This window comes from Bacillus sp. EB106-04-04-XG123, from assembly GCF_058791855.1.
On sequence record NZ_JBYTDZ010000006.1, the window covers coordinates 1 to 20,706 of the forward strand.

Annotated in this window: 23 protein-coding genes and 1 pseudogene; 8 read left to right on the forward strand and 16 right to left on the reverse strand. The window is 42.3% G+C overall.

Annotated elements, in window-relative coordinates; translation table 11 throughout:
* Positions 1–221: 221 nt before the first annotated feature.
* Positions 222–1,100 carry a nucleotidyltransferase-like protein gene (locus AC3WTB_RS17000; protein ID WP_024425790.1) on the reverse strand — a complete coding sequence of 293 codons (879 nt, stop codon included), beginning with the start codon at positions 1,098–1,100 and terminating at the stop codon, positions 222–224.
* Positions 1,101–1,289: 189 nt separating this feature from the next.
* Here AC3WTB_RS17000 and AC3WTB_RS17005 point away from each other — a divergent pair, with 189 nt between their 5' ends.
* Positions 1,290–1,637, forward strand: coding sequence for a YgzB family protein (locus AC3WTB_RS17005; protein ID WP_024425201.1), 348 nt, complete (start codon positions 1,290–1,292; stop codon positions 1,635–1,637).
* A gap of 36 nt (positions 1,638–1,673) precedes the next feature.
* Here AC3WTB_RS17005 and perR read toward each other — a convergent pair whose 3' ends face one another.
* Together perR and bcp are read right to left on the reverse strand one after the other, a co-directional pair.
* Positions 1,674–2,111, reverse strand: coding sequence for a peroxide-responsive transcriptional repressor PerR (gene perR, locus AC3WTB_RS17010; protein ID WP_003217782.1), 438 nt, complete (start codon positions 2,109–2,111; stop codon positions 1,674–1,676).
* Positions 2,112–2,268: 157 nt separating this feature from the next.
* Positions 2,269–2,736, reverse strand: a complete 468-nt coding sequence (gene bcp, locus AC3WTB_RS17015; RefSeq protein ID WP_024425791.1) for a thioredoxin-dependent thiol peroxidase — start codon at positions 2,734–2,736, stop codon at positions 2,269–2,271.
* A gap of 128 nt (positions 2,737–2,864) precedes the next feature.
* On the opposite strand from bcp, the gene AC3WTB_RS17020 reads away from it, so the two are divergent.
* Positions 2,865–4,160, forward strand: a complete 1,296-nt coding sequence (locus AC3WTB_RS17020) for a glutamate-1-semialdehyde 2,1-aminomutase (RefSeq protein ID WP_064497769.1) — start codon at positions 2,865–2,867, stop codon at positions 4,158–4,160.
* A gap of 247 nt (positions 4,161–4,407) precedes the next feature.
* On the forward strand, positions 4,408–5,481 hold the full coding sequence (locus AC3WTB_RS17025; protein ID WP_039177329.1) for an FUSC family protein: 1,074 nt from the start codon (positions 4,408–4,410) through the stop codon (positions 5,479–5,481).
* A gap of 228 nt (positions 5,482–5,709) precedes the next feature.
* On the opposite strand, the gene AC3WTB_RS17030 is transcribed toward AC3WTB_RS17025, so the two are convergent.
* The 10 genes and pseudogenes from AC3WTB_RS17030 to fabL form a co-directional block, all read right to left on the reverse strand.
* Positions 5,710–6,606 carry an ABC transporter permease gene (locus AC3WTB_RS17030; RefSeq protein WP_048240058.1) on the reverse strand — a complete coding sequence of 299 codons (897 nt, stop codon included), beginning with the start codon at positions 6,604–6,606 and terminating at the stop codon, positions 5,710–5,712.
* A gap of 22 nt (positions 6,607–6,628) precedes the next feature.
* On the reverse strand, positions 6,629–7,630 hold the full coding sequence (locus AC3WTB_RS17035; protein ID WP_492334080.1) for an ABC transporter permease: 1,002 nt from the start codon (positions 7,628–7,630) through the stop codon (positions 6,629–6,631).
* Positions 7,631–7,691: 61 nt separating this feature from the next.
* The gene (locus AC3WTB_RS17040; RefSeq protein ID WP_492334001.1) at positions 7,692–9,278 is read right to left on the reverse strand and encodes an ABC transporter substrate-binding protein; all 1,587 of its coding nucleotides are present in this window, start codon (positions 9,276–9,278) and stop codon (positions 7,692–7,694) included.
* Positions 9,253–10,245, reverse strand: coding sequence for an ABC transporter ATP-binding protein (locus tag AC3WTB_RS17045; RefSeq protein WP_492334081.1), 993 nt, complete (start codon positions 10,243–10,245; stop codon positions 9,253–9,255). The genes AC3WTB_RS17040 and AC3WTB_RS17045 overlap by 26 nt, the downstream gene beginning before the upstream one ends.
* Complete coding sequence (locus AC3WTB_RS17050) at positions 10,199–11,221, reverse strand: ABC transporter ATP-binding protein (protein ID WP_492334002.1); 1,023 nt, start codon at positions 11,219–11,221, stop codon at positions 10,199–10,201. The genes AC3WTB_RS17045 and AC3WTB_RS17050 overlap by 47 nt, the downstream gene beginning before the upstream one ends.
* A gap of 111 nt (positions 11,222–11,332) precedes the next feature.
* Positions 11,333–13,075 carry an ABC transporter ATP-binding protein gene (locus AC3WTB_RS17055; RefSeq protein WP_099663068.1) on the reverse strand — a complete coding sequence of 581 codons (1,743 nt, stop codon included), beginning with the start codon at positions 13,073–13,075 and terminating at the stop codon, positions 11,333–11,335.
* Between the two features lie 95 nt (positions 13,076–13,170).
* Entirely contained in the window at positions 13,171–13,701 is a 531-nt protein-coding gene (gene ntdP / locus AC3WTB_RS17060; protein WP_024425209.1) for a nucleoside tri-diphosphate phosphatase, read from the reverse strand.
* Positions 13,702–13,848: 147 nt separating this feature from the next.
* Positions 13,849–14,109: a YgaB family protein gene (locus tag AC3WTB_RS17065; RefSeq protein ID WP_268475053.1), complete on the reverse strand. Its 261-nt coding sequence runs from the start codon at positions 14,107–14,109 to the stop codon at positions 13,849–13,851.
* 174 nt (positions 14,110–14,283) lie between these two features.
* Positions 14,284–14,433: pseudogene (locus AC3WTB_RS17070) on the reverse strand (gamma-type small acid-soluble spore protein); the annotation flags it as partial.
* Positions 14,434–14,508: 75 nt separating this feature from the next.
* A complete protein-coding gene (fabL, locus tag AC3WTB_RS17075) occupies positions 14,509–15,261 on the reverse strand; it encodes an enoyl-[acyl-carrier-protein] reductase FabL (protein WP_024425211.1) in 753 nt (250 codons plus the stop codon).
* Positions 15,262–15,342: 81 nt separating this feature from the next.
* On the opposite strand from fabL, the gene yfhS reads away from it, so the two are divergent.
* Positions 15,343–15,567, forward strand: coding sequence for a mother cell protein YfhS (gene yfhS / locus AC3WTB_RS17080; RefSeq protein WP_044139672.1), 225 nt, complete (start codon positions 15,343–15,345; stop codon positions 15,565–15,567).
* Here the strand turns inward: yfhS and mutY are convergent.
* Positions 15,554–16,654 (reverse strand): A/G-specific adenine glycosylase, encoded by a 1,101-nt coding sequence (gene mutY, locus AC3WTB_RS17085; protein ID WP_492334003.1) that lies wholly within the window; start codon positions 16,652–16,654, stop codon positions 15,554–15,556. The two genes, yfhS and mutY, sit on opposite strands and share 14 nt — an antisense overlap.
* Positions 16,655–16,845: 191 nt before the next feature.
* On the opposite strand from mutY, the gene AC3WTB_RS17090 reads away from it, so the two are divergent.
* Positions 16,846–17,826: a metal-dependent hydrolase gene (locus AC3WTB_RS17090; RefSeq protein ID WP_034623275.1), complete on the forward strand. Its 981-nt coding sequence runs from the start codon at positions 16,846–16,848 to the stop codon at positions 17,824–17,826.
* Positions 17,827–17,851: 25 nt separating this feature from the next.
* Here AC3WTB_RS17090 and rsoA read toward each other — a convergent pair whose 3' ends face one another.
* Both rsoA and AC3WTB_RS17100 read right to left on the reverse strand, forming a co-directional pair.
* Positions 17,852–18,073: a sigma-O factor regulator RsoA gene (gene rsoA / locus AC3WTB_RS17095; RefSeq protein WP_029707333.1), complete on the reverse strand. Its 222-nt coding sequence runs from the start codon at positions 18,071–18,073 to the stop codon at positions 17,852–17,854.
* Positions 18,021–18,623: a sigma-70 family RNA polymerase sigma factor gene (locus AC3WTB_RS17100; RefSeq protein WP_107164048.1), complete on the reverse strand. Its 603-nt coding sequence runs from the start codon at positions 18,621–18,623 to the stop codon at positions 18,021–18,023. The genes rsoA and AC3WTB_RS17100 overlap by 53 nt, the downstream gene beginning before the upstream one ends.
* Before the next feature lie 166 nt (positions 18,624–18,789).
* On the opposite strand from AC3WTB_RS17100, the gene AC3WTB_RS17105 reads away from it, so the two are divergent.
* From AC3WTB_RS17105 to AC3WTB_RS17115, 3 genes are all read left to right on the forward strand, one after another.
* A complete protein-coding gene (locus tag AC3WTB_RS17105) occupies positions 18,790–18,954 on the forward strand; it encodes a YvrJ family protein (protein WP_073204399.1) in 165 nt (54 codons plus the stop codon).
* A gap of 95 nt (positions 18,955–19,049) precedes the next feature.
* The gene (locus tag AC3WTB_RS17110) at positions 19,050–20,213 is read left to right on the forward strand and encodes an oxalate decarboxylase family bicupin (protein WP_061110592.1); all 1,164 of its coding nucleotides are present in this window, start codon (positions 19,050–19,052) and stop codon (positions 20,211–20,213) included.
* A gap of 69 nt (positions 20,214–20,282) precedes the next feature.
* Positions 20,283–20,702, forward strand: coding sequence for a regulatory YrvL family protein (locus tag AC3WTB_RS17115; protein WP_151284158.1), 420 nt, complete (start codon positions 20,283–20,285; stop codon positions 20,700–20,702).
* Positions 20,703–20,706 lie beyond the last annotated feature (4 nt).

Genomic DNA, 20,706 nt, shown 5'->3' on the forward strand with positions numbered 1-20,706 from the left:
AGTATCATAGGATTTTTTTATAAAAACTCGAATTAACAGGTACGTTTTGTCTTGTTTAGTTTTCAAAGATCATGTTCGTTATCGCTCAGAGGCGACTTTCTTAATATAACATTTGAGCACCGTGTGCGTCAAGCGTTTTTTAGAATTTCTTTTTGTCAGCTTTTCTTTCAAAGCAACTCAGTTGCTCGTTAGCGACGTTTAATAATATACCATCATAATATTCATGCGTCAATATCTTTTTTCACAAAATATCCTCGATGATAGATTTTTTGTCCCTTTGTCTCAATCGGCTCCACTTGAACAATTCCTTTTTCCACAAAGAAATCAATCATCACGCTGAGGTCAGGCGTGAAATACTTTAGATCAGGGTGTGCAAGAAGCTCACCAAAAAGCCATATATCCTTCTGTTCCATGACATGACGCAAATGAGCGGCACCAATTTCTGCTTTTGAATGGATCAAAAAATCATTTGCTAAAAATAAAAGTTCCAAACGCTTATGCAGACTCTCATGGCTTTCAATCAGTTCTGAATAAAGTTTGTATACTTCCGGCTCCATATGACGCACTTGGTTCCAAACGGTCACTTCTGGGTGGAAGCCTTTATCAATTACTTCAATACGTGCTAAGTGATGCAGGGCATGCACAATGGAATTATATGCATCAAGGAATTGATTTGACTCAAAAAATGCTTTTCCTTCTATATATCTGCGAATGAGCTTGCCATATTCTAAACCGATTTTGAGCTTGCGGTTTGAAAACGGGAATGTACTTAGTTCATCAATTAAGTTGAAGATATATTCATTTCGATCAAACAGAACTTTTCCATTCAAAATCCAATCGATGATTCGGCGGTTAGTACCAAGGGTAATCCATTCCTTCAGTTGATCATCTGTGACAACGTTTAAAGAAGCTGTTTGGTGATCGGATTCATAGTGCTTGATAAATAACGGCTCTTCCGCTTCTTTTACGATGACTAAAAGTGCTGCATCAAAGTTATCCGTCTCAGAAGATACTTTATGTCTTCTTTCTACTATAATCACAGCTAATGTATCTGGATGGCTTGCTCTCTCTTGATAAATAGGACGGAGAAGATTTTCCATAGTGATTCCTCCAATACTCGGGTGTAAAGTTCTTCTCTAATGCTATGTATTTCTCCTCATAGAATCAAAATTCCTTCAATACATGAAAAAAGATCATTGAATCATTATAAGCAATTTATTCACAAAACTCTATAACTAATTCAAACGGAAAGGTAAAATGTGCTATATTGGAGATAAGGGGGACTAGGGATGGCGAAATACTCCAGTAAGATTAATAAAATCAGAACATTTGCACTTAGTTTGGTTTTTGTTGGCTTTCTGATCATGTATATCGGTGTGTTCTTCAAGGAATCGATCTGGCTGTCGACTTTCTTTATGCTGCTCGGCGTCTTATCGATTGGATTAAGTACAGCCGTTTACTTTTGGATTGGTATGCTTTCTACGAAGGCAGTACGTGTCGTTTGTCCAGGCTGTGAGAAGGAAACAAAAGTGCTTGGGCGTGTGGACATGTGCATGCATTGCAGGGAGCCGCTTACACTTGATCCAGCATTAGAAGGTAAAGAGTTTGATGAATCCTACAATCGAAAAAAGTCATAAAAATAAGCTGACCATTTAACCGGTCAGCTTTTTTCATTAATGATTTTCTTTTTTCGCACATTCTTGACAAGTTCCATAGATCTCCAAGCGATGATGACTAACTGTAAAGCCCGTCACATGGGATGCAAGCTGTTCAACTTCATCAAGGCCAGGATAGTGAAAGTCCACGATTTTTCCGCAGTTTTCACAAATCGCATGGTAGTGGTCAGATGTCGCAAAATCAAATCGGCTTGAGGAATCACCATACGTTAATTCCTTTACTAATCCAGATTCCCGGAAGACTCGTAAATTGTTGTAAACCGTTGCGACACTCATATTTGGAAATTTTCCTTCAAGTGCTTTATATATATCGTCTGCGGTTGGGTGAGTCATAGAATTTACGAGAAACTCCAAGATGGCATGGCGCTGCGGAGTAATTCGAACACCGGTTTCTTTTAGAGCATCTAAAGCGTCTTTTAGTTCGTGAGCAGCCATTTCATCATGCACCTCTCTTCAAAAATATTCTTATATTGTAATCTTTATAAATAGTGTACCCCCAGAGCCGAAACTTTGTCAATTACAATCCTCTTTTTTACCTATTCTTCTTTACAAAAAAGACCGGCATGACTGCCGATCTCATCCTGTTAGGATATTAAGCGTGAGCTTTCAATTCCTCAAGCGCTTCCTCTACGTGGTCTTTCACCTTTACTTTTCGCCATTCTTTCACAAGCGTGCCTTCTTTATTAATAAGAAACGTTGAACGCTCGATTCCCATATATTCTTTGCCAAAGTTCTTTTTCAGCTTCCATACGCCAAAGGCTTCAGACAATTTCTGTTCATCGTCTACAAGAAGCAGGAACGGCAAATCATGTTTTTCTTTAAACTTTTGGTGCTTGTCCTGACTGTCTGGGCTTACGCCGATAATGACAGCATCTAGTTCTGCAAAGCTTTGATGGCGGTCGCGGAAATCACATGCTTCTGTTGTACAGCCTGGTGTCATATCTTTTGGATAGAAATAAAGAACAATATGTTTTCCTTTAAAATCAGAAAGCTTTACTTTCTCCCCATTGTCACCGGTTAATTCAATGTCAGGTACTTGCTGCCCTACTTCGATTGTCATGACACAATCCCTCCAACCTATTTTTTAATTAGCCTATCCAATTTTGAAAGGATATTCAACTAAGGACGCTTGCATCGGCATGTTAAAATAATGATAGCGACGTGATACGTTGAGATAGGAGGCTATTTATGAAATTCACAGAATCAGAAAAATTACATCAAGAGGCGCTGGAGCACATTGTTGGAGGTGTCAACAGCCCGTCTCGTTCATATAAGGCAGTAGGCGGCGGTTCACCCGTTGCGATGGAAAGAGGAGAAGGCGCTTATTTTTGGGATGTTGACGGAAACCGCTATATCGACTATCTAGCAGCATACGGTCCAATTATTACAGGACACGCCCACCCGCATATTACAAAAGCCATCACGAAAGCGGCTGAAACAGGTGTCCTTTACGGAACACCAACGAAGCATGAAGTCACTTTTGCTAAAATGCTGAAGGAAGCCATGCCTGCTTTGGACAAAGTTCGTTTTGTCAACTCAGGTACAGAAGCGGTGATGACAACGATTCGAGTAGCTCGCGCATATACAGGCAGAACAAAAATTATTAAGTTTGCCGGATGCTATCACGGCCACTCTGATCTTGTACTAGTGGCAGCAGGCTCTGGTCCTTCCACTTTAGGAACACCTGATTCCGCGGGTGTACCAAAGAGTATCGCCAATGAAGTCATTACCGTTCCATTTAATGATATTGACAGCTATAAAGAAGCATTGGATCGCTGGGGCGATGAAGTAGCTGCTGTCCTTGTCGAGCCAATTGTCGGGAACTTCGGCATCGTGGAACCTAAGGACGGTTTCCTGCAGCAGGTCAATGACCTCACACATGAAAAAGGCGCACTGGTGATTTATGATGAAGTCATTACCGCTTTCCGCTTTATGTATGGCGGTGCACAGGACTTGCTTCAAGTAAAACCTGACCTTACTGCATTAGGAAAAATTATTGGCGGCGGACTTCCTATCGGTGCTTACGGCGGTAAAAAAGAAATTATGGAGCAAGTGGCTCCGCTTGGACCAGCCTATCAAGCTGGCACAATGGCAGGAAATCCTGCATCCATTCTTTCAGGTATTGCCTGCTTGGAAGTGTTAAAAGAAGACGGCGTTTACGAACGTCTTGATCAGCTTGGCGCTATGTTAGAAGAAGGCATTTTAACCCATGCCAAAAAGCATCAAGTAGATATTACAGTGAATCGCTTAAAAGGTGCTCTCACAATTTATTTCACAACAGAAACGATTGTGAACTACGAGCAGGCTGAAAATACGGATGGCGAAATGTTTGCCCGCTTCTTCAAATTAATGCTCGCGCAAGGCATTAACCTCGCTCCTTCTAAATATGAAGCTTGGTTCTTAACAATTGCACATACTGAAAAAGATATTTCCGAGACGCTGCAAGCAGTAGATCATGCGTTTGCACAGCTGAAACAATCATAATGAAGTCCAAAACAGGCGTAAAAACATGCGCCTGTTTTTTTATTGACCGGCTCTTGTTTGTCAAAAGCGTGCGAATCTGTTACATTTCTTCTCAATACCTTCTTTTGATGTTTTCATGAACTTTCAAAAATCACTTGAATATTTCGGAAGACCGCTGTATATTACTTAGTTGTTTCATCAAAATATGAATGATAAATGACGAGTGATCATCTATTATCGAAAAGAAAGGAATGCAGGGACAAAACCAATGAAACTTGGAGCCCGTATTTTAAAAACTGGTATTGCCATTGTACTCGCGCTTTACCTGGCAACATGGCTTGGGTTGCCAACGCCCGTCTTCGCGGGAATTGCAGCTGTATTTGCTATCCAGCCATCTATTTATCGATCTTTTTTAACCATTGTTGATCAAGTGCAAGCCAATATTATTGGAGCAGCGCTTGCCATTACGTTCGGTCTGCTTTTTGGCACAGGACCAGTCATTATCGGTTTAACCGCCGTCATGGTTATCGCCATTAATTTAAAGCTGAAGATTGAACACACAATTCCAATTGCACTTGTAACCGTCATCGCGATTTTAGAAAGTGCAGGGGATCATTTCCTTTCCTTTGCCTTAATTAGAACAGCTACTGTGGTGTTAGGAGTTCTTTCTTCATTTTTAGTGAATTTAATCTTCCTGCCGCCAAAGTATGAAACAAAGCTTGTTCATCACATTATGGAAAATACGGAGGAGATTTTAAAATGGATCCGTCTGACCTCCAGACAGTCTACTGATCATTCCACTTTAAAGGATGACATCGATCAAATAAAAGAACGCATGATCAAATTAGATCACATTTACTTGTTATACAAAGAAGAACGAAGCTATTTAAAGAAAACCACCTATGTCAAATCAAGAAAGCTTGTTTTGTTCAGGCAGGCCATTATGGCATCAAATCGCGCGCTATATTTGCTGAAAAAGCTTCATAAATTAGAAAATGAGATTCATTTGATGCCAGAGCATTTCAGGGAAAGCCTAACGGATGAAATTGATTATTTACTGTATTGGCATGAGCGCACCTTGATGAAATTCGTCGGAAAAATGAAGCCGCAGGACGATGAATTTCAAAATGAATGCTCTCTTCGCCTTGAGACGTTAACGAAATCATTTATTCAGCATCAGCAAAACCAAGAAAATGACTTACTCGATTACAACATGCTGAATGTCATGTCCAGCATCATCGAATACCGTGATGAATTAGAGCATTTAGATACATTAATTACAAGCTTCCAGACGTATCACCCAAAAGATAGTGAAATCGAGACAGAAGAAAAAGAAGCATAAACAGAAAAGACCGATTCCTAGAATCGGTCTTAAATTGTTGACAAAGAGCTAAAATGATCTTGATTTTATCTCTTTGTCTTCTTTTCAGCGTGCTCTGAAAACCTTTGCAGTCTAGGAAGAACGAGTACTGGAGCGGAGCGAATTGAGTATTCGTGAGCACCGGCACGCAGGACTGACACCGAATGCGAGGGTTTGTCAGTGCGCTGAGACCGATTCTGAGAATCGGTCTTATTTTATTTTCTTCATTTTAGGATCTAGTGTATCTCTTAATCCATCCCCCATCAGGTTAAAGCCTAGAACCGTCAGCATGATTGCTATCCCTGGGAAGAATAATGTCCAAGGGGCTTGAACGAGATAAGGTCTCGCGTCGGCGAGCATTTTTCCCCATTCTGGACTTGGCGCCTGTGCACCCAATCCTAAAAAGCCTAAAGCCGCTGCCTCAATAATTGCCGTTCCGATCGCTAGCGTCGCCTGTACGATGACCGGCACCATACTATTTGGCAGAATGTGGCGCAGCACGATGCGGCGGTGTGACATCCCAACCGCCTTTGCTGCCAGCACGTATTCTTCTTGTTTAATACTCAGTACTTTTGAACGAACGAGCCGTCCAAAAGTTGGGACATTAATAATCGCAATGGCAATAAGGGCATTTTGTAAGGAGGGGCCTAGGATGGAGACAATAGCAATCGCTAAGAGAATGCTAGGAAAAGCAAGTAAAATATCAAACAATCTTGAGATCACAGCATCTAGCACTCTTCCGCCATAGCCAGCTATCAATCCAAGCAGTGTGCCTAAAATGACAGACCCGAGAACCGAGAAGAAACCGACCCATAAGGAAATCCGTGCTCCATGCACAACTCTTGAAAAGATATCTCTACCGAAATCATCTGTACCAAACCAGTGTGCAGCTGAGGGGGCACTAAATCGCTCACCAAGTGATTGTTCATTGATTCCATAAGGAGCAATGAGCGGTGCAAAGATCGCTAGGATGAGAAATAAAAAGACAATCACACTGCCAATGACCGCCAGCTTGTGCTGAAAGAACTGTTTCATTGATTCAAGAATCAATGATTGAGGGCGTTCATCTTTTGGCTGAGGTGGGTCAAGCTCTTTTTGTGCTTCCATATTGTCACTCTCCTTCCCTAACCTAATATTTAATCCTTGGATCAATAACCGCATACAAGATGTCCACAATGAAATTGATCAGGACAAATATGAGCGCAACGACGAGAATGCCTGTTTGAATGACTGGGTAATCACGATAACTGATGGCGTCATATATATACCGGCCAATTCCCGGCCAAGCAAAAATGGTTTCTGTTAAAATCGCTCCACCAAGTAAGAGGCCTGTCTGAAGACCAATAATCGTCAAGATCGGAATGAGCGCATTTATCAGACCATGCTGATAAATGATGAACAATGAACGTACCCCTTTTGCTTTTGCTGTTCGAATAAAATCTGAATGAAGCACTTCCAGCATACTTGCCCTTGTAATTCTCGCAATAATTGCAGCAGGGATTGTGGCGAGTGCTGTACTTGGTAAGATCAAATGCTTGATACTGTCAGCGAATTGATCAAACCGGCCTTGGAAAAGCGTGTCCAGTGTGTGAATATACGTAATCGACTCGACTGGATTCCTTACGTCTTCTCGACCCGTTGTCGGCAAAATACCTAATTCGATCGAGAACAGCCACTGCCCCATTAAGCCTAACCAGAAAATCGGCATGGACACTCCGATGAGTGCAATAAACATCGCGGCATAATCAAAGAAAGAATGCTTAAACCAGGCACTGATGATTCCGGCATTCACTCCCACAACAATCGCCAGCACCATGGCAAAAAAGGTCAATTCTAACGTCGCAAATAAGTAGGGCTTCATTTCCTGGGCAATAGCCGCTCCTGTTCGAATGGAAGTCCCTAAATCCCCTTTTAAAAGGCCAAGCATATAATGACCATATTGAACGTACCATGGCTGGTCTAAACCGAGCTGGATCGTTAATTGTTCTACTGCCTCTTTCGTTGCCCGCTGTCCTAAGATGACCTGCGCTGGATTTCCAGGTATAAAACGAATAATTGAAAACACGACCAATGTCATTCCGATCAGTACTGGGATGAGCATTCCTGCCCGCTTCATACAATAAGCAAACAAACAGCTTTCACCGCCTTCATCTTTGTTTGAATAAGGGAGATACATGATCTCCCTTATTTGCTTATTCGAAATACACGTCAGTTAAAGCCTCTGAACCAGTTGGATGCGGCTGGTAGCCTTTTAAATCATTAGATGCGGCAAGCATTGGAATTGAATGCACCAATGGAATCCAAGGCGCTTCGTCATGAATGATTTCCTGTGCTTTTTTATACAGCTCATTTCGTTTCTTTTGATCTGTGTCTGTTTGCGCTTCAATGAGGATGTCATGCATTTTATCGTTTTCGAAGAATGTATAGTTGTTACCGCCAATGCTGTCTTTGTCCAGCAGTGTGTAAATAAAATTATCAGGATCACCATTGTCTCCTGTCCAGCCTAATAAGAACACATCTGCTTCCCCTTTACTTGCTTTATCTAAATAGGTCGCCCAGTCATATGTCACAATTTCTGCTTTGACACCGACTTTTTCAAAATTTGACTGAATAACTTCTGCTACCTTCATCCCATCTGGCATGTATGGACGTGGTACAGGCATCGCCCAAAGTTTGATGCGAAAGCCATCAGGGAAGCCCGCTTCTTTTAATAGTTCTTTCGCTTTTTCTGGATCATACGGATATGGCTCAATGTCGTCATTGTAGCCTTCTAAAGCTGGCGGCAATGGATTTTTTGCTGGCTCAGCAAGTCCGCCATAGAATGACTCAATAATCGATTCTTTATCGACCGCATAATTGAGTGCCTGACGAACCAGCTTGTTATCAAGCGGCTTTCTTGTGACGGTCAGACCGATATAGCCTACGTTCATCGATGGTCTTTCAATGAGCTGGAGTGCTTTGTCGGTTTTAATGCCATCTAAATCTGACGGATTCACGCCATCCATTAAGTCGATCTCGCCTGTTTTCAAGGCATTTAAACGAGCAGAGTTTTCTGGAATGGAGCGGAAGATGATTTGATTCAGCTTTGGTTTATCCTTCTCCCAATAATCGTCATTCTTTTCTAACACGATACGGTCGTTTTGCTTCCACTCTTTAAACTTGAATGGTCCTGTCCCCACCGGATTTTCTCTAAATGAATCACCGCTTTTTTCAACGGCCGCTGGACTGGCAATGCCAAATGGTGACATGGCAATGTTTTTGAGGAATGTCGCCTGCGGGCGCTTTAGCTGAAATTCAATTTCATGCTCGCCTTTGACGATGATGTCTTTAATGACATGCCCTTTATCTTTTTTATAGCCACCAAACATGCCATAGTAAGGGAACTTTTCTGCGTCTCCATTCATCCAGCGGTCAAAGTTGAATTTCACTGCTTCTGCGTTAAAGTCTGAGCCATCATGAAATTTCACACCTTCTCTTAAGTAGAACGTGTATGATTTTCCGTCCTTTGCAACATCCCATTCTGTTGCGAGGCCAGGATGGATGGTCGTGTCTTTCTCACCGTAATTCAAAAGCTTTTCAAATATATTCTCTGTGACCTTGAAGGTTTCGCCTTCTGTCGTTGTGATTGGATCTAGTGAAGTGGAATCTCCCCCTCTGCCAAATACGAGGGTATCTTTTGTTGCCTTTTCTTCCGATGTCGGTGAAGACGAGCATCCCCCTAAAAAGAGCGCCAGTGCCAGCACAAAAATGAAACTACTGAATAACCATGTCTTCTTCATTGTATTCCTCCTTTTGATATAAATAACACGCGGCCGCGTGCCCCGGTTCCTCCTCATACAAAGCAGGAACTGCTTTCAAGCATTTCTCCCATCTTTTTGGACACCTTTTGTAGAAAGGACAGCCGCCGCGTTCCGTCATTGTGGTCTCTTCAGCTGCCACGTCTTGCGCCTCTAGTACGTAATCCATATGTGGAATGGATTTCAGAAGCAGCGACGTATAAGGATGGAGCGGGCTGTGAAACACATCTTCGGCAGGCCCCATCTCCACAATGCGCCCAGCATACATGACGGCGATCCGGTCGCTCATATATCTGACAACACCAAGGTCGTGAGAAATAAATAGATACGTCAGAGAAAGCGTCTTTTGTAATTCAAGCATCAAATTCAAAATTTGCGCTTGAACGGATACATCTAAAGCCGAAACTGGTTCATCGGCAATGACAAGACTTGGGTGCGTGATGAGCGCTCTAGCAATGCCAATACGCTGCCTTTGTCCGCCGCTGAATTGGTGCGCATAACGTTCCCCGTAGGAAGGATCAAATCCAACAATGTGCAGCATCTCTTTAACCCGTTTCCGTCTTTCTGCTTTCGTCCCATGATGATGAACAATCAGCGGTTCCTCTAAAATATCTTTGATTTTCATTCTCGGATTTAAAGAAGCATAAGGATCTTGAAAGATCATTTGAATATCTTTTCTTAAGGAACGCATGTCTCGTTCTTTCAGAAGGGTGATCTCCTGCCCTTTTAATTGAATAGAGCCTGACGTCGGTTCAGTCAATCTCATCAAGCTTTTGCCAAGTGTTGATTTCCCGCAGCCTGATTCACCAACAATGCCAAGCGTTTCTCCTTCCTTCACGTGAAAGGAGACTTGATTTAAAGCCAAAGTCGATTGTTTATGTTTAGAAAAAAAAGCAGCTGTGTCATACCGTTTTGTCAGCTGATTCACTTGTAAGAGTGGGTGACTCAGTGTCTTCTCCTCCTTCCATTAGAAAACATGCCACGCGGTGATTCTGTTCAATGGATTGTAAGGCTGGATCTTTTTCAAGACATTGCGCCATTTGATATGGGCAGCGTGGTGCAAATTGACAGCCGGACCGGATGGCCCCTGGCTTAGGCACATGACCTGCAATAGAGATGAGTTTTTCTTTTTTCTCTTTAAACGATGGAACTGAGGCGAAAAGGCCTTTCGTGTAGGGATGCAGAGGTTTTTGAAAAATACGGTCAACGGTTCCTTCTTCTACAATTCGACCGGCATACATAATCATGACTCGCTGGCATATTTGCCGCACGACGCCTAGATCGTGGGTAATAAATAAAATAGCAGTGTCCATCTCTTCGTTCAGCTTTTTGAGCAGACGAAGGATTTGCGCTTGAATGGTCACATCAAGTGCAGTTGTCGGTTCGTCAGCGATCATGAGCTTTGGATGACAAAGCATTGCCATCGCAATCATCACACGCTGGCGCATGCCGCCTGATAATTCGTGTGGATATTTTTTAAGCAGAGATTCCGCTTGCTTCAACCCAACTGTTTGAAGAAGATCAATCGCCTTCGCTTTTGCTTCTTTTTGACCGATTGATTGATGTGTGAAAAGGGCTTCCGTCATTTGTTTGCCGATGGTCATTAATGGATTCAGAGAGGTCATAGGCTCTTGGAAAATCATTGAAATGTCATTTCCTCTTATCTCTCGCCACTGTTTCTCTGAAAGTGACAGCAGATTTTGCCCTTCGAAATGAACCTCGCCCGTTGTATCGGTTTGCTGATTCAGACCCATTAATGACATGCTTGTGATACTTTTCCCGCAGCCAGATTCGCCCACAATCCCTAATGTTTCCCCTTTTTGAATCGAGAACGATATGTGATGGACGATGGGCACTTTTTGCTTTTTTTGCTGAAACGCAATGGACAGCTGTTTGACATCTAGCAGCACGTCTTGTTCTTTCACATATTCACCACCCCGTCATACTTTTTAAAATTGTATTGAGACAAGCTGGGAAATATGTCATGTTTTTGACAACATAAAAAAGCCTATCCGCTAGAATCGGATAGGCTTCTACTAATTTAATGTTTGAATGGTAAATAAATGACGATAGTGGCTGTCTTGGTTCATTAGTTCTTCGTGTGTTCCTTTTTCCACAATTTCGCCTTGTTCCATGACCACAATTTGGTCAGCGTGTGTAATAGTTGATAATCGGTGTGCGACAATAAAGGTTGTGCGATCCTTCGCCAGCTTTTGCATCGCTTCTTGAATGTAATGCTCACTTTCTAAATCAAGTGCAGACGTCGCTTCGTCTAAAATCAACAGCGGTGGATTTTTAAGAAATACCCTTGCAATAGAAATCCGCTGTTTTTGCCCGCCTGACAGCTTCACGCCCCGTTCTCCTACTTTCGTGTCATATCCTTCAGGAAGAGACATAATAAAATCATGCGCATTTGCCGCTTTTGCAGCCGACACGATTTTTTCAAAAGGTGCTTCAGGGTCACCAACCGCAATATTTTCTTTAATCGTGTCACTGAATAGGAATGTATCCTGCAGCACCATTCCGACTTGATTTCGAAGACTTCTTGCTTTGTACTCTTTGATATCAATGCCGTCAATTTCAAGTGACCCGTTTGTGACATCATAAAACCTTGGAATTAAGCTGACGAGTGTCGATTTTCCTCCGCCACTCATTCCTACAAGCGCAACTGTTTGTCCTTTTTCTACTTTTAAGGAGATGTTGTGCAGAATCTCTTCCTGCGTGTGTTCATAACGAAACGACACATTTTTAAACTCGACCTCTCCTTTTAAATGATTGGCTTCTTTTGCATTCGGCCGGTCTGTGACCTCATATGGCTCATCAATAAACTCAAAAATCCGATCCATTGACGCAACGGACTGGGTTAACGTCGTGGATGAGTTAATGAGACGGCGAATCGGATTGTACATCCGGTCAATATAGCCGACAAAGGCGATCATCGTCCCAATCGAAAGCGACCCGTTAATCACAGTGTAGCCAGCAAATGCAATGATTAACAGCGGTGCAATGTCAGTGATGGTATTGACGACGGCAAAGGTTTTGGCGTTCCAATTCGTATGGTTGATTGCTTTGTTTAAGAAATTTTTGTTTTCATCATGAAAATTCTCTTGTTCATATTCTTCAATCGCAAAGCTTCGAATGACCGGCATTCCTTGAACACGCTCGTGCAAATGCCCTTGCACTTCTGCCAGCGCCTGTGACCGCTCTTTTGTCAGCTTGCGCAGCCGTCCGTAAAAATACTTTACTGCAAACGCGTATAGCGGGAAAATAATGACAGACACGATGGTGAGCTTCAGATCCAGTGTACACATAATAGCAATCACAATCAGTACAGTCATCATATCCAGCCAAATGTTCATAAGACCTGTGATGACAAATTCCTTTGTCTGCTCCACATCGTTGATCACTCTTGAAATAATTTCTCCTGTTCTCGTGTTGGCATAATAACGAAGACTTAGCTTTTGAATATGCGAGAACAGCTTCTCCCGAATATCAAACAATACTTTACTGCCTGTCCACTGTGCGTAGTATTGTCTATAGTATTCAACAGGCGGCCTCATCACTAAAAATAATACGAGCATGATTCCCATTATGATCAGTAGAGTTGATGTCTTTTCTTCAGGCGACCCCGAGCCTTGAATGACATCATCAATGACATACTTTAAAAGCAGAGGCAATGTTAACGGAATCGAGAATTTAATCATCCCGATGACCATTGTCAATGCAATCTGTTTTTTATACGGTGTTACAAAAGCCATGTAGCGTTTAATGACCCCCATGTAAATCTCCTTCCCAATCTATCAGTGCCTCTTATCCGTACGCAGTCAAAAACCTGTTAGCCTAAAAAGCCAAACAGGTTTTTTGATGCTCTTGCTTATTTTGTATAATGTAAAAAACGTTCATACCACATATCCACAAATTCAGGAGCAAACGGACCTTTCCGCTGGTGAATCCAATGCAGTAATGTATTCAGATGCTCTCTTAAGATACTATCGATTTCTTTTGGATAATTCATCTGCCTCTTATGATCTGCATATTCGTCCTCATCCAAAATATTGTACGTCATGTCTGGAAAGACTTTGACGTCTAAATCGTAATCAATATACTTAATTGCCTCATCATCTGTCGCAAAAGGAGAGCTGATGTTGCAGTAGTAATATACCCCATCATCTCTAAGCATCCCAATTACATTAAACCATTGTTTTGCATGGAAATAGCAAATAGCCGGTTCTCTCGTCATCCAAGTACGGCCGTCGGATTCAGTCACCATTGTACGGTCGTTTGCACCAATGATACACAATTCCGTTGCTTTCAGAATGGTGGTTTCATTCCAAATCCTGTGGATCAAGCCATTGTGTTTATAGCTTTGAATTTGGATGGTTTCTCCTTCCTTGGGATAGCCCATATTTTCTCCCCTACTTTCTATAACAAACAAACCTAACAGTCCAAAGACCTAATTTCCCAACTAAACATGTCTCTATTATATTATACCGTTACATCATTAAAAAATGAAATGAAAAAGCCATTCAACCCAATTGAACGGCACACTGATTTACATCACGCTAGAACTCTTTTCCATCTGTTTATATGAATTGATGACCTCTTCTGTCTGTTTTGTAAATAAGGTTTGCACTTTTTGCAGTTCCTCACGTTTCTGTTTGATCTGAACACAAAGCCTGTGCCACTCTTCTTTTTTTTCATCCTGCAGCAATTGTTTTTCTGTTTCTAAGCATAGATCGAGTTCTCCCTGCACGTCGAGCAGCTCATCCATGAGCTGCATTTGTTCTTTTACAAGCTGATCAAAATCAGACATCTAACTCCTCCCTTTTCATCGAATCCACTTTTTGTCTGTATACCATTTCTTGAAAGAAGGAGGAAATCCTTTGACTGTTTATGTAGAGGTTTTACAGTTTTTGTCGGATGGTGATGAGAGGCAAAAAGAAAAGCACTTCATTCGTATATGAAGTGCTTTCCTTTGTTTCAGTGATTAGCTGTTTTGTTGTTTGTTTTGCTCAGCTTTTTGGTTGTATTTTTTTACTTGCTGTACGTCAGTCTCACTAGCAAATTCAGTACCAAATTGACCGCCTTGTGCAGAAGCTTGGTTTTGTTTCTTCACTTGTTGTGCGTTTGTTTTGTTTTGTTGTTGATCCATCATTATCACCTCCACGCACATTAATTTGTGCAGAAGGTGTACATCCTATTCATGATTTTTTTAAACAAGCAAAGAACGTCCGCCATCTACAATAATTGTCTGGCCTCTAATCATGTCTGCTTTGCCTGATACAAGGAATTCCACGCTGTCGACCATGTCTTTAATTTCAACCATTCGGCCGGCAGGTGTGTTTTTCTTCGCATCTTCTAAAAGCTCTTCACGGTTTGGGAAGTGCTTAAGTGCATCGGTATCGATCGCGCCGCCTGATACAGCGTTGACGACGATATTTTTTTGTGAAAGCTCAACTGAAAGGTAACGTGTCAAAGCTTCTAGTGCTGCTTTTGATACGCCGACTACTGTGTAATTTTCAAGGTAGCGAATGGAGCCAAGAGAGCTAATGCTGACGATATGTCCGCCGCCGTTTTTCTCCATTAGTTTCGCCGCTTCTTGTCCGCAGAATAACAAGGCTTTCGCATTGATATTCATCGTCCAGTCCCAATGATTTTCTTCAAGGTCCATAATTGGACGCTGAACACCTGATGCCGCATTGTTGACAAATACATCTAAACGGCCAAAGGTTTCATCAATTTGCTGAAACATGTCTTTGATTTTCTCAGGCTGGCCTACATTGGCTTTAACAACCAATGTTTTAACACCCATCGCTTCAATTTCTTCCGCTGTTTCAAGTGCGGCTTTTTTGCTTCTCGCATAGTTAATCACAATGTCATATCCTTTTTCCGCGAGGCGAAGGGCCACTTCTTTCCCTACTCCTCTGCTGCTTCCTGTAATTAATGCACATTTACGTTGACTCATTATGGTTCATCTCCTGATTTGAATAGTTTTCGTTCATTCGCTTCACACTAATAGGAAAGTTCCTATTAGGAGGTTACATTCATGTATGTCGGACGCGATTTAAGCCAGCTTGGCATGATGTCCAAAGATCAATGGAAAGATACTGAGCTTGCTTACTTTCATCATGCTTTCCAACAAATTTTACCTTATTTGAATGAAGAAGGGCAATCTAAGTATCGAGAAATCATTTCTGAAATCGAAAACCGCGGGGGTCTGCACCGAAATGAAGCTGATTATACCCACGGTACAACGGTTAAATACGACTAGGCTGCTCAAGTGCCAGCTTCCAAATTTTTTGGTGTGAGACTGGCAAAGCATATGCCTCAAATTCATCTGTTGTGACTTTTTTCAGCTTCGTGTCATCAGATACAGAGGTAACTCGTCCAAAGAAAACAGAAATATTCCAGATGAGGTGGGTAAATACATGCTGAATGGTGCCTTCTAAATCACCAAGCTCCGCTTGTACACCTGCCTCCTCTTTTAAGAAATCAATCAGCTGCTCTTTTTCCGTTTTTCTTCCCTTTGTTGTTTCCATGTTAGGGAATTCCCATAAATTCGCAAGAAGGCCTGTACTTGGCCGCTTATGAATATATAGGTTGCCTGCGTCATCAAATAACACCGCTGCTGCCATTGATTTTGCAGTCGGTTTTTTCTTTTTGCTTTTCACTGGGAGCTCATGCTGAACGCCTTCCTCAAGTGCCGAGCAATGCATGTTCACAGGGCAAATGAGGCAGGCAGGGGATGTTGGGGTGCAAATGAGCGCACCTAGCTCCATCAGCCCTTGATTAAATTCTGACGGCTTTTCCCGGGAAATGAGCTGATCGACCGCAAATTCGAAAATGTTTCTCGTTTTTGGTTTTGCAATATCATCCCATATGGACAAAATACGAGAAATGACCCTCATGACGTTGCCGTCTACCGCAGGATACGGCTTGTTATAAGCAATACTTAGAACTGCGCCGCTCGTATATGGGCCTACACCTTTGAGCTTTGAAAATTGCTCTTTCGTATCAGGGACAATGCCATCGTAGGATTCATATACTTCTTTCACAGCTGCCTGTAAATTACGCACTCTTGAGTAGTAGCCAAGACCTTCCCATGCTTTCATGACCTTTTCTTCATCAGCTAAAGCGAGATCCTTCACCGTCGGGAATTGCTCCATAAACCGGTTGAAATACGGAATGACTGTATCCACTCTCGTTTGCTGAAGCATCACTTCTGATACCCAGACGCGGTATGGATCTTGATTTTCACGCCATGGCAATGTTCGTTGTTCTTTTTCATACCAATCAATTAAATCATGCTGAAAGCCCGCAATATCTTTGCGGTCCAGCTTTTCTTGAATGTCTTTCATATCTATACTCCTTCTCATTGGACCGAGGGCTAACGTTCTGAATAGAACCTTATTTGTTGTATACTGTTTGTAGATACGTTAACATGTTACATTAAATCGGGATAAAGCAAAAGTGATTTTGCACATAGTCTTGATTGGAGACGTATACTTTGTATGATTGTTCCTAAGCATGACAACTAGGAGGTAATCAATTGGACACTGGTACTCATGTAGTAATGGGCATTTCTCTTGGGGGACTTGCACTTTTAGATCCAGCCGTCAGCGCAGATCCACATATGGCACACGCCGTGATGATCGCGACCATCGCCGGCTCCCAAGCACCAGACATTGATACTGTGTTAAAACTAAAAAATAATGCGGTTTATATAAGAAATCACCGAGGATTTACACATTCCATTCCGGCTGTACTGTTTTGGTCATTGCTGATTCCGGCTGTGATTTTCCCATTTGTGCCGGGGGCGAATTTACTTCACCTTTGGTTATGGACACTATTAGCCGTTGTGCTTCATGTGTTTGTCGATATTTTCAATGCATACGGTACGCAGGCCATTCGTCCATTTTCGAAGAAGTGGGTAGCGCTAGGGATCATTAATACGTTTGATCCGTTTATCTTTTTTACACACCTTGTCGCCATTGTCGTTTGGGCGATTGGCGGCCATCCCGGCTATACGTTTATTACGCTGTATGCCGTGATTTTCTGTTACTATATCGTGAGAGTCATCATGCAGCTTCAGATTAAACGTCAGCTGCGCGCACGATTCGATGAAATTGAAGAGATTATCATTTCGCCTACAATGAAGTTCAGACAATGGCGCATTGCCGTGAAATGTAAATCCTCTTTCCATGTTGGGCGCAGTATGAATGGAGAGGTTGTCATTTTAGACACCTTTAACCGTGTGCCGGTCCCTGACACAGAGATTATGAAAATTGCCAAACAAGATGAAAACATTTCAGCCTTTCTCTCCTTCTCCCCTGTCTATCGGTGGGAAGTGGATAAATACAAGGATCATTACGAGGTGCGGTTCATTGATTTGCGCTACCGAAGCAAAGGTCATTATCCTTTTGTCGCGATCTGCCATATCGACATGGACCACCAAATCAAAAATTCCTATACCGGCTGGATTTTCAGTGAAGAAAAACTGCAAAAAAAATTAAGACTCGGCTCTGTGTGAGCGAGTCTTTTTTTGTGCTTCACTCTTACAACTTCGTCATATATTCCACAATAAACTCCCAAAATCCAGGTCCTTCTTGGTAAATCAGCCGGTCTATTTTTTCGATGAGTTTGATATAGAGTTCTTGTTCGAGGTCTTCTCTTTCTTGATATGCCGTGTTTTGTAGTTTCTTTTTGATCATGGGTGTGAAGGTTTCAATGAGTTCTTCCATTTCTCCATTGGTCATTTTGTCTTCGTGCACGGACATCTCCCCCTGTTTCTTCTTTTAGTTTGTTGAGCGCTTTTTTGTGAATGTTTGAGATGTTTTGTCTTGTTTCGCCTAACTGATCGGCTATTTCTTTCATCGTTTGGCCTTCGACATAGATTTGGGTTAGGACCATTTTTTGTTTGTCTGTCAGCTGCTGGTAGGCCTTGTACAATGTTTGGTCTTGCAGATGCTCTCCTAGGTCTTGCTGGTTGAAGAGCACGGCTTCATACGTCTCTGTTTGAACAGGGTCTTTCACTTCTTGCGTATCAGGATGATCGAGTATGAGCGGAAAACGCTGCTGTTTCTTTTTTACTCGTTTGTCAAAGTCGACTGAAAAGATGCGTATCATTGTGGAGATATACTTGATGATGCGGATTTTCTGATAGAACTGTTTGAACTCGGAATCTAGTTTTTTGGCATTTTCCTCGTTTGGCTCTTCCATAACTTGCCGGAGCAGCTGCTCGTTTTTCGGGTTGCTTAAAAACTGCTGAATGAGCGGGTGATCAATGATTTCCTTCCACTTTGCTTTCAATAACAGCCGATAATCCATGTGCATCCTCCCCTTTGTTCCCTCTACTAGCATTAAGTGGACAAAAGTTAAAAAAAGTAAACTTCGTGAAACGGGTCTAATGGTTCATTTTATCCCCCTCTGCTTTCCTTTTTCTTCTTTCATACCACTTATATAGAAGACGAGCATCCGCTGGGAGGTGAGACAAATGGAGACCTTTTTTTCAGAGGAATGGCTGAAGCAGCTCGGTCAGGCTGGCTTCCCTGCCATTTTGACGGTTTACTTGCTGACACGCTTTGAACGAAAGTTTGATGAATTAAGCAAGCTCATCCAACGATTAGTCGCTGCTCAAAAAAATGATGAATCAGATTGACATCTGCCTGATTCGTTTCACCTTATGAAAACGAGGGCGAAATGAAAGGCCTTTTAGTCACCTCACACAATACGATGTTGAAAGGGGATTTTATCATGAGTGAAAAGCCAAATGGAATACCACAGCCGATTCGAGGAGAAAAAGGAGCAACGGTCAAAATTCCACGTAATCTCGAGCGGGACAGACAAAATCCAGATATGCTCACGCCGCCAGAAACCGATCATGGAACGGTCTCCAACCTGAAATATTCTTTTTCTGATACACACAATCGTTTAGAAAAAGGCGGCTACGCCCGTGAAGTTACGGTCCGTGAACTGCCGATCTCTAAAAGTCTTGCATCTGTTAATATGCGGCTAAAGCCTGGTGCGATTCGTGAGCTTCACTGGCATAAGGAAGCGGAATGGGCGTACATGATTTATGGGGAAGCCCGAATTACATCGGTTGATGCAGAGGGGCGCAATTTTACAGAGGATGTGACAGAGGGTGATTTGTGGTACTTCCCTTCTGGCCTGCCGCACTCTATCCAAGCACTTGAACCGGGAGCTGAATTCTTGCTTGTGTTTGATGATGGGTCATTCTCAGAAAATAGTACGTTCCAAGTAACCGATTGGCTTGCCCATACGCCAGAGGAAGTCGTGCTTAAAAACTTCGGTATGACAAAAGAGCAGTTTGACAAGCTGCCGGAGAAAGAGAAGTATATTTTCCAAAAAGGAATTCCTGGTTCCCTTGAATGTGACAAGGTGAAAACAGAGCAAGGAGAGGTCCCGAATTCCTTTAAATATGAGCTGTTAAAACAAGAGCCGATTACGTCAAGCGGCGGACAAGTGTGGATTGCGGACTCTACCAATTTCAAAGCGTCTAAAACGATTGCATCCGCTCTTGTGAAAGTTGATCCAGGTGCCATTCGCGAGCTGCACTGGCATCCAAATACGGATGAATGGCAATATTTCATTTCTGGAAAAGCACGAATGACGGTATTTGCTTCTGATGGACATGCGAGAACCTTCAACTATCAGGCGGGAGACGTTGGATATGTCCCATTTGCGATGGGGCATTATGTAGAAAATACAGGCGACGAACCGCTTTATTTCTTAGAAATCTTTAAGAGCGATCATTATGCAGATATCTCACTTAATCAGTGGCTTGCGGTCACACCGAAACAGCTTGTTCTTGATCATTTAGATCAAGGCGAAGATTTCTTAAAACTGCTTGATACTGAAAAACATCCTGTGATCGCTGCACCTAAAAAAGAGGATTAACGTTTAACTTCCTGCAAAAAGGCTGTCCTTTTTGCAGGTATCTTCATGTAAGGGAGTGTTTGTTCAACTATGCAGCAATCTGTTCACGCTTTATGGCAAGGGCTGAAATGGTTCATGGCGGCATCGGCTGTCTGTTACATATTTTTGTTGTTTTGTGTACTGTTCTTTCATTTAACGGGTGCTTTTTATCAATCGATTTTATCGATGCTTTTATTTATGGGCATCTATGTGATACTTGGGATATCCTTTGAGCATGTGGAGCATATGCTCATGAGGGTTGTTAGAAAGTGCCGTTCCAAAAAACGCGCCATCGTTTTCTATGCCATTTCCATTCATCTTTTGTTTATTTGGGGTGCTGTCTATTTATCAGATGAATTGGTGGGCGGTATTTTACTGTCTACTTCTGAGGAAATTCTCTTTGCCCTGAGTCTTTGGTTGTTTCATTTTTTGTTTGATTATGCGACGTTTTCGTTTGAGAAAGAAGCTTAGTGAT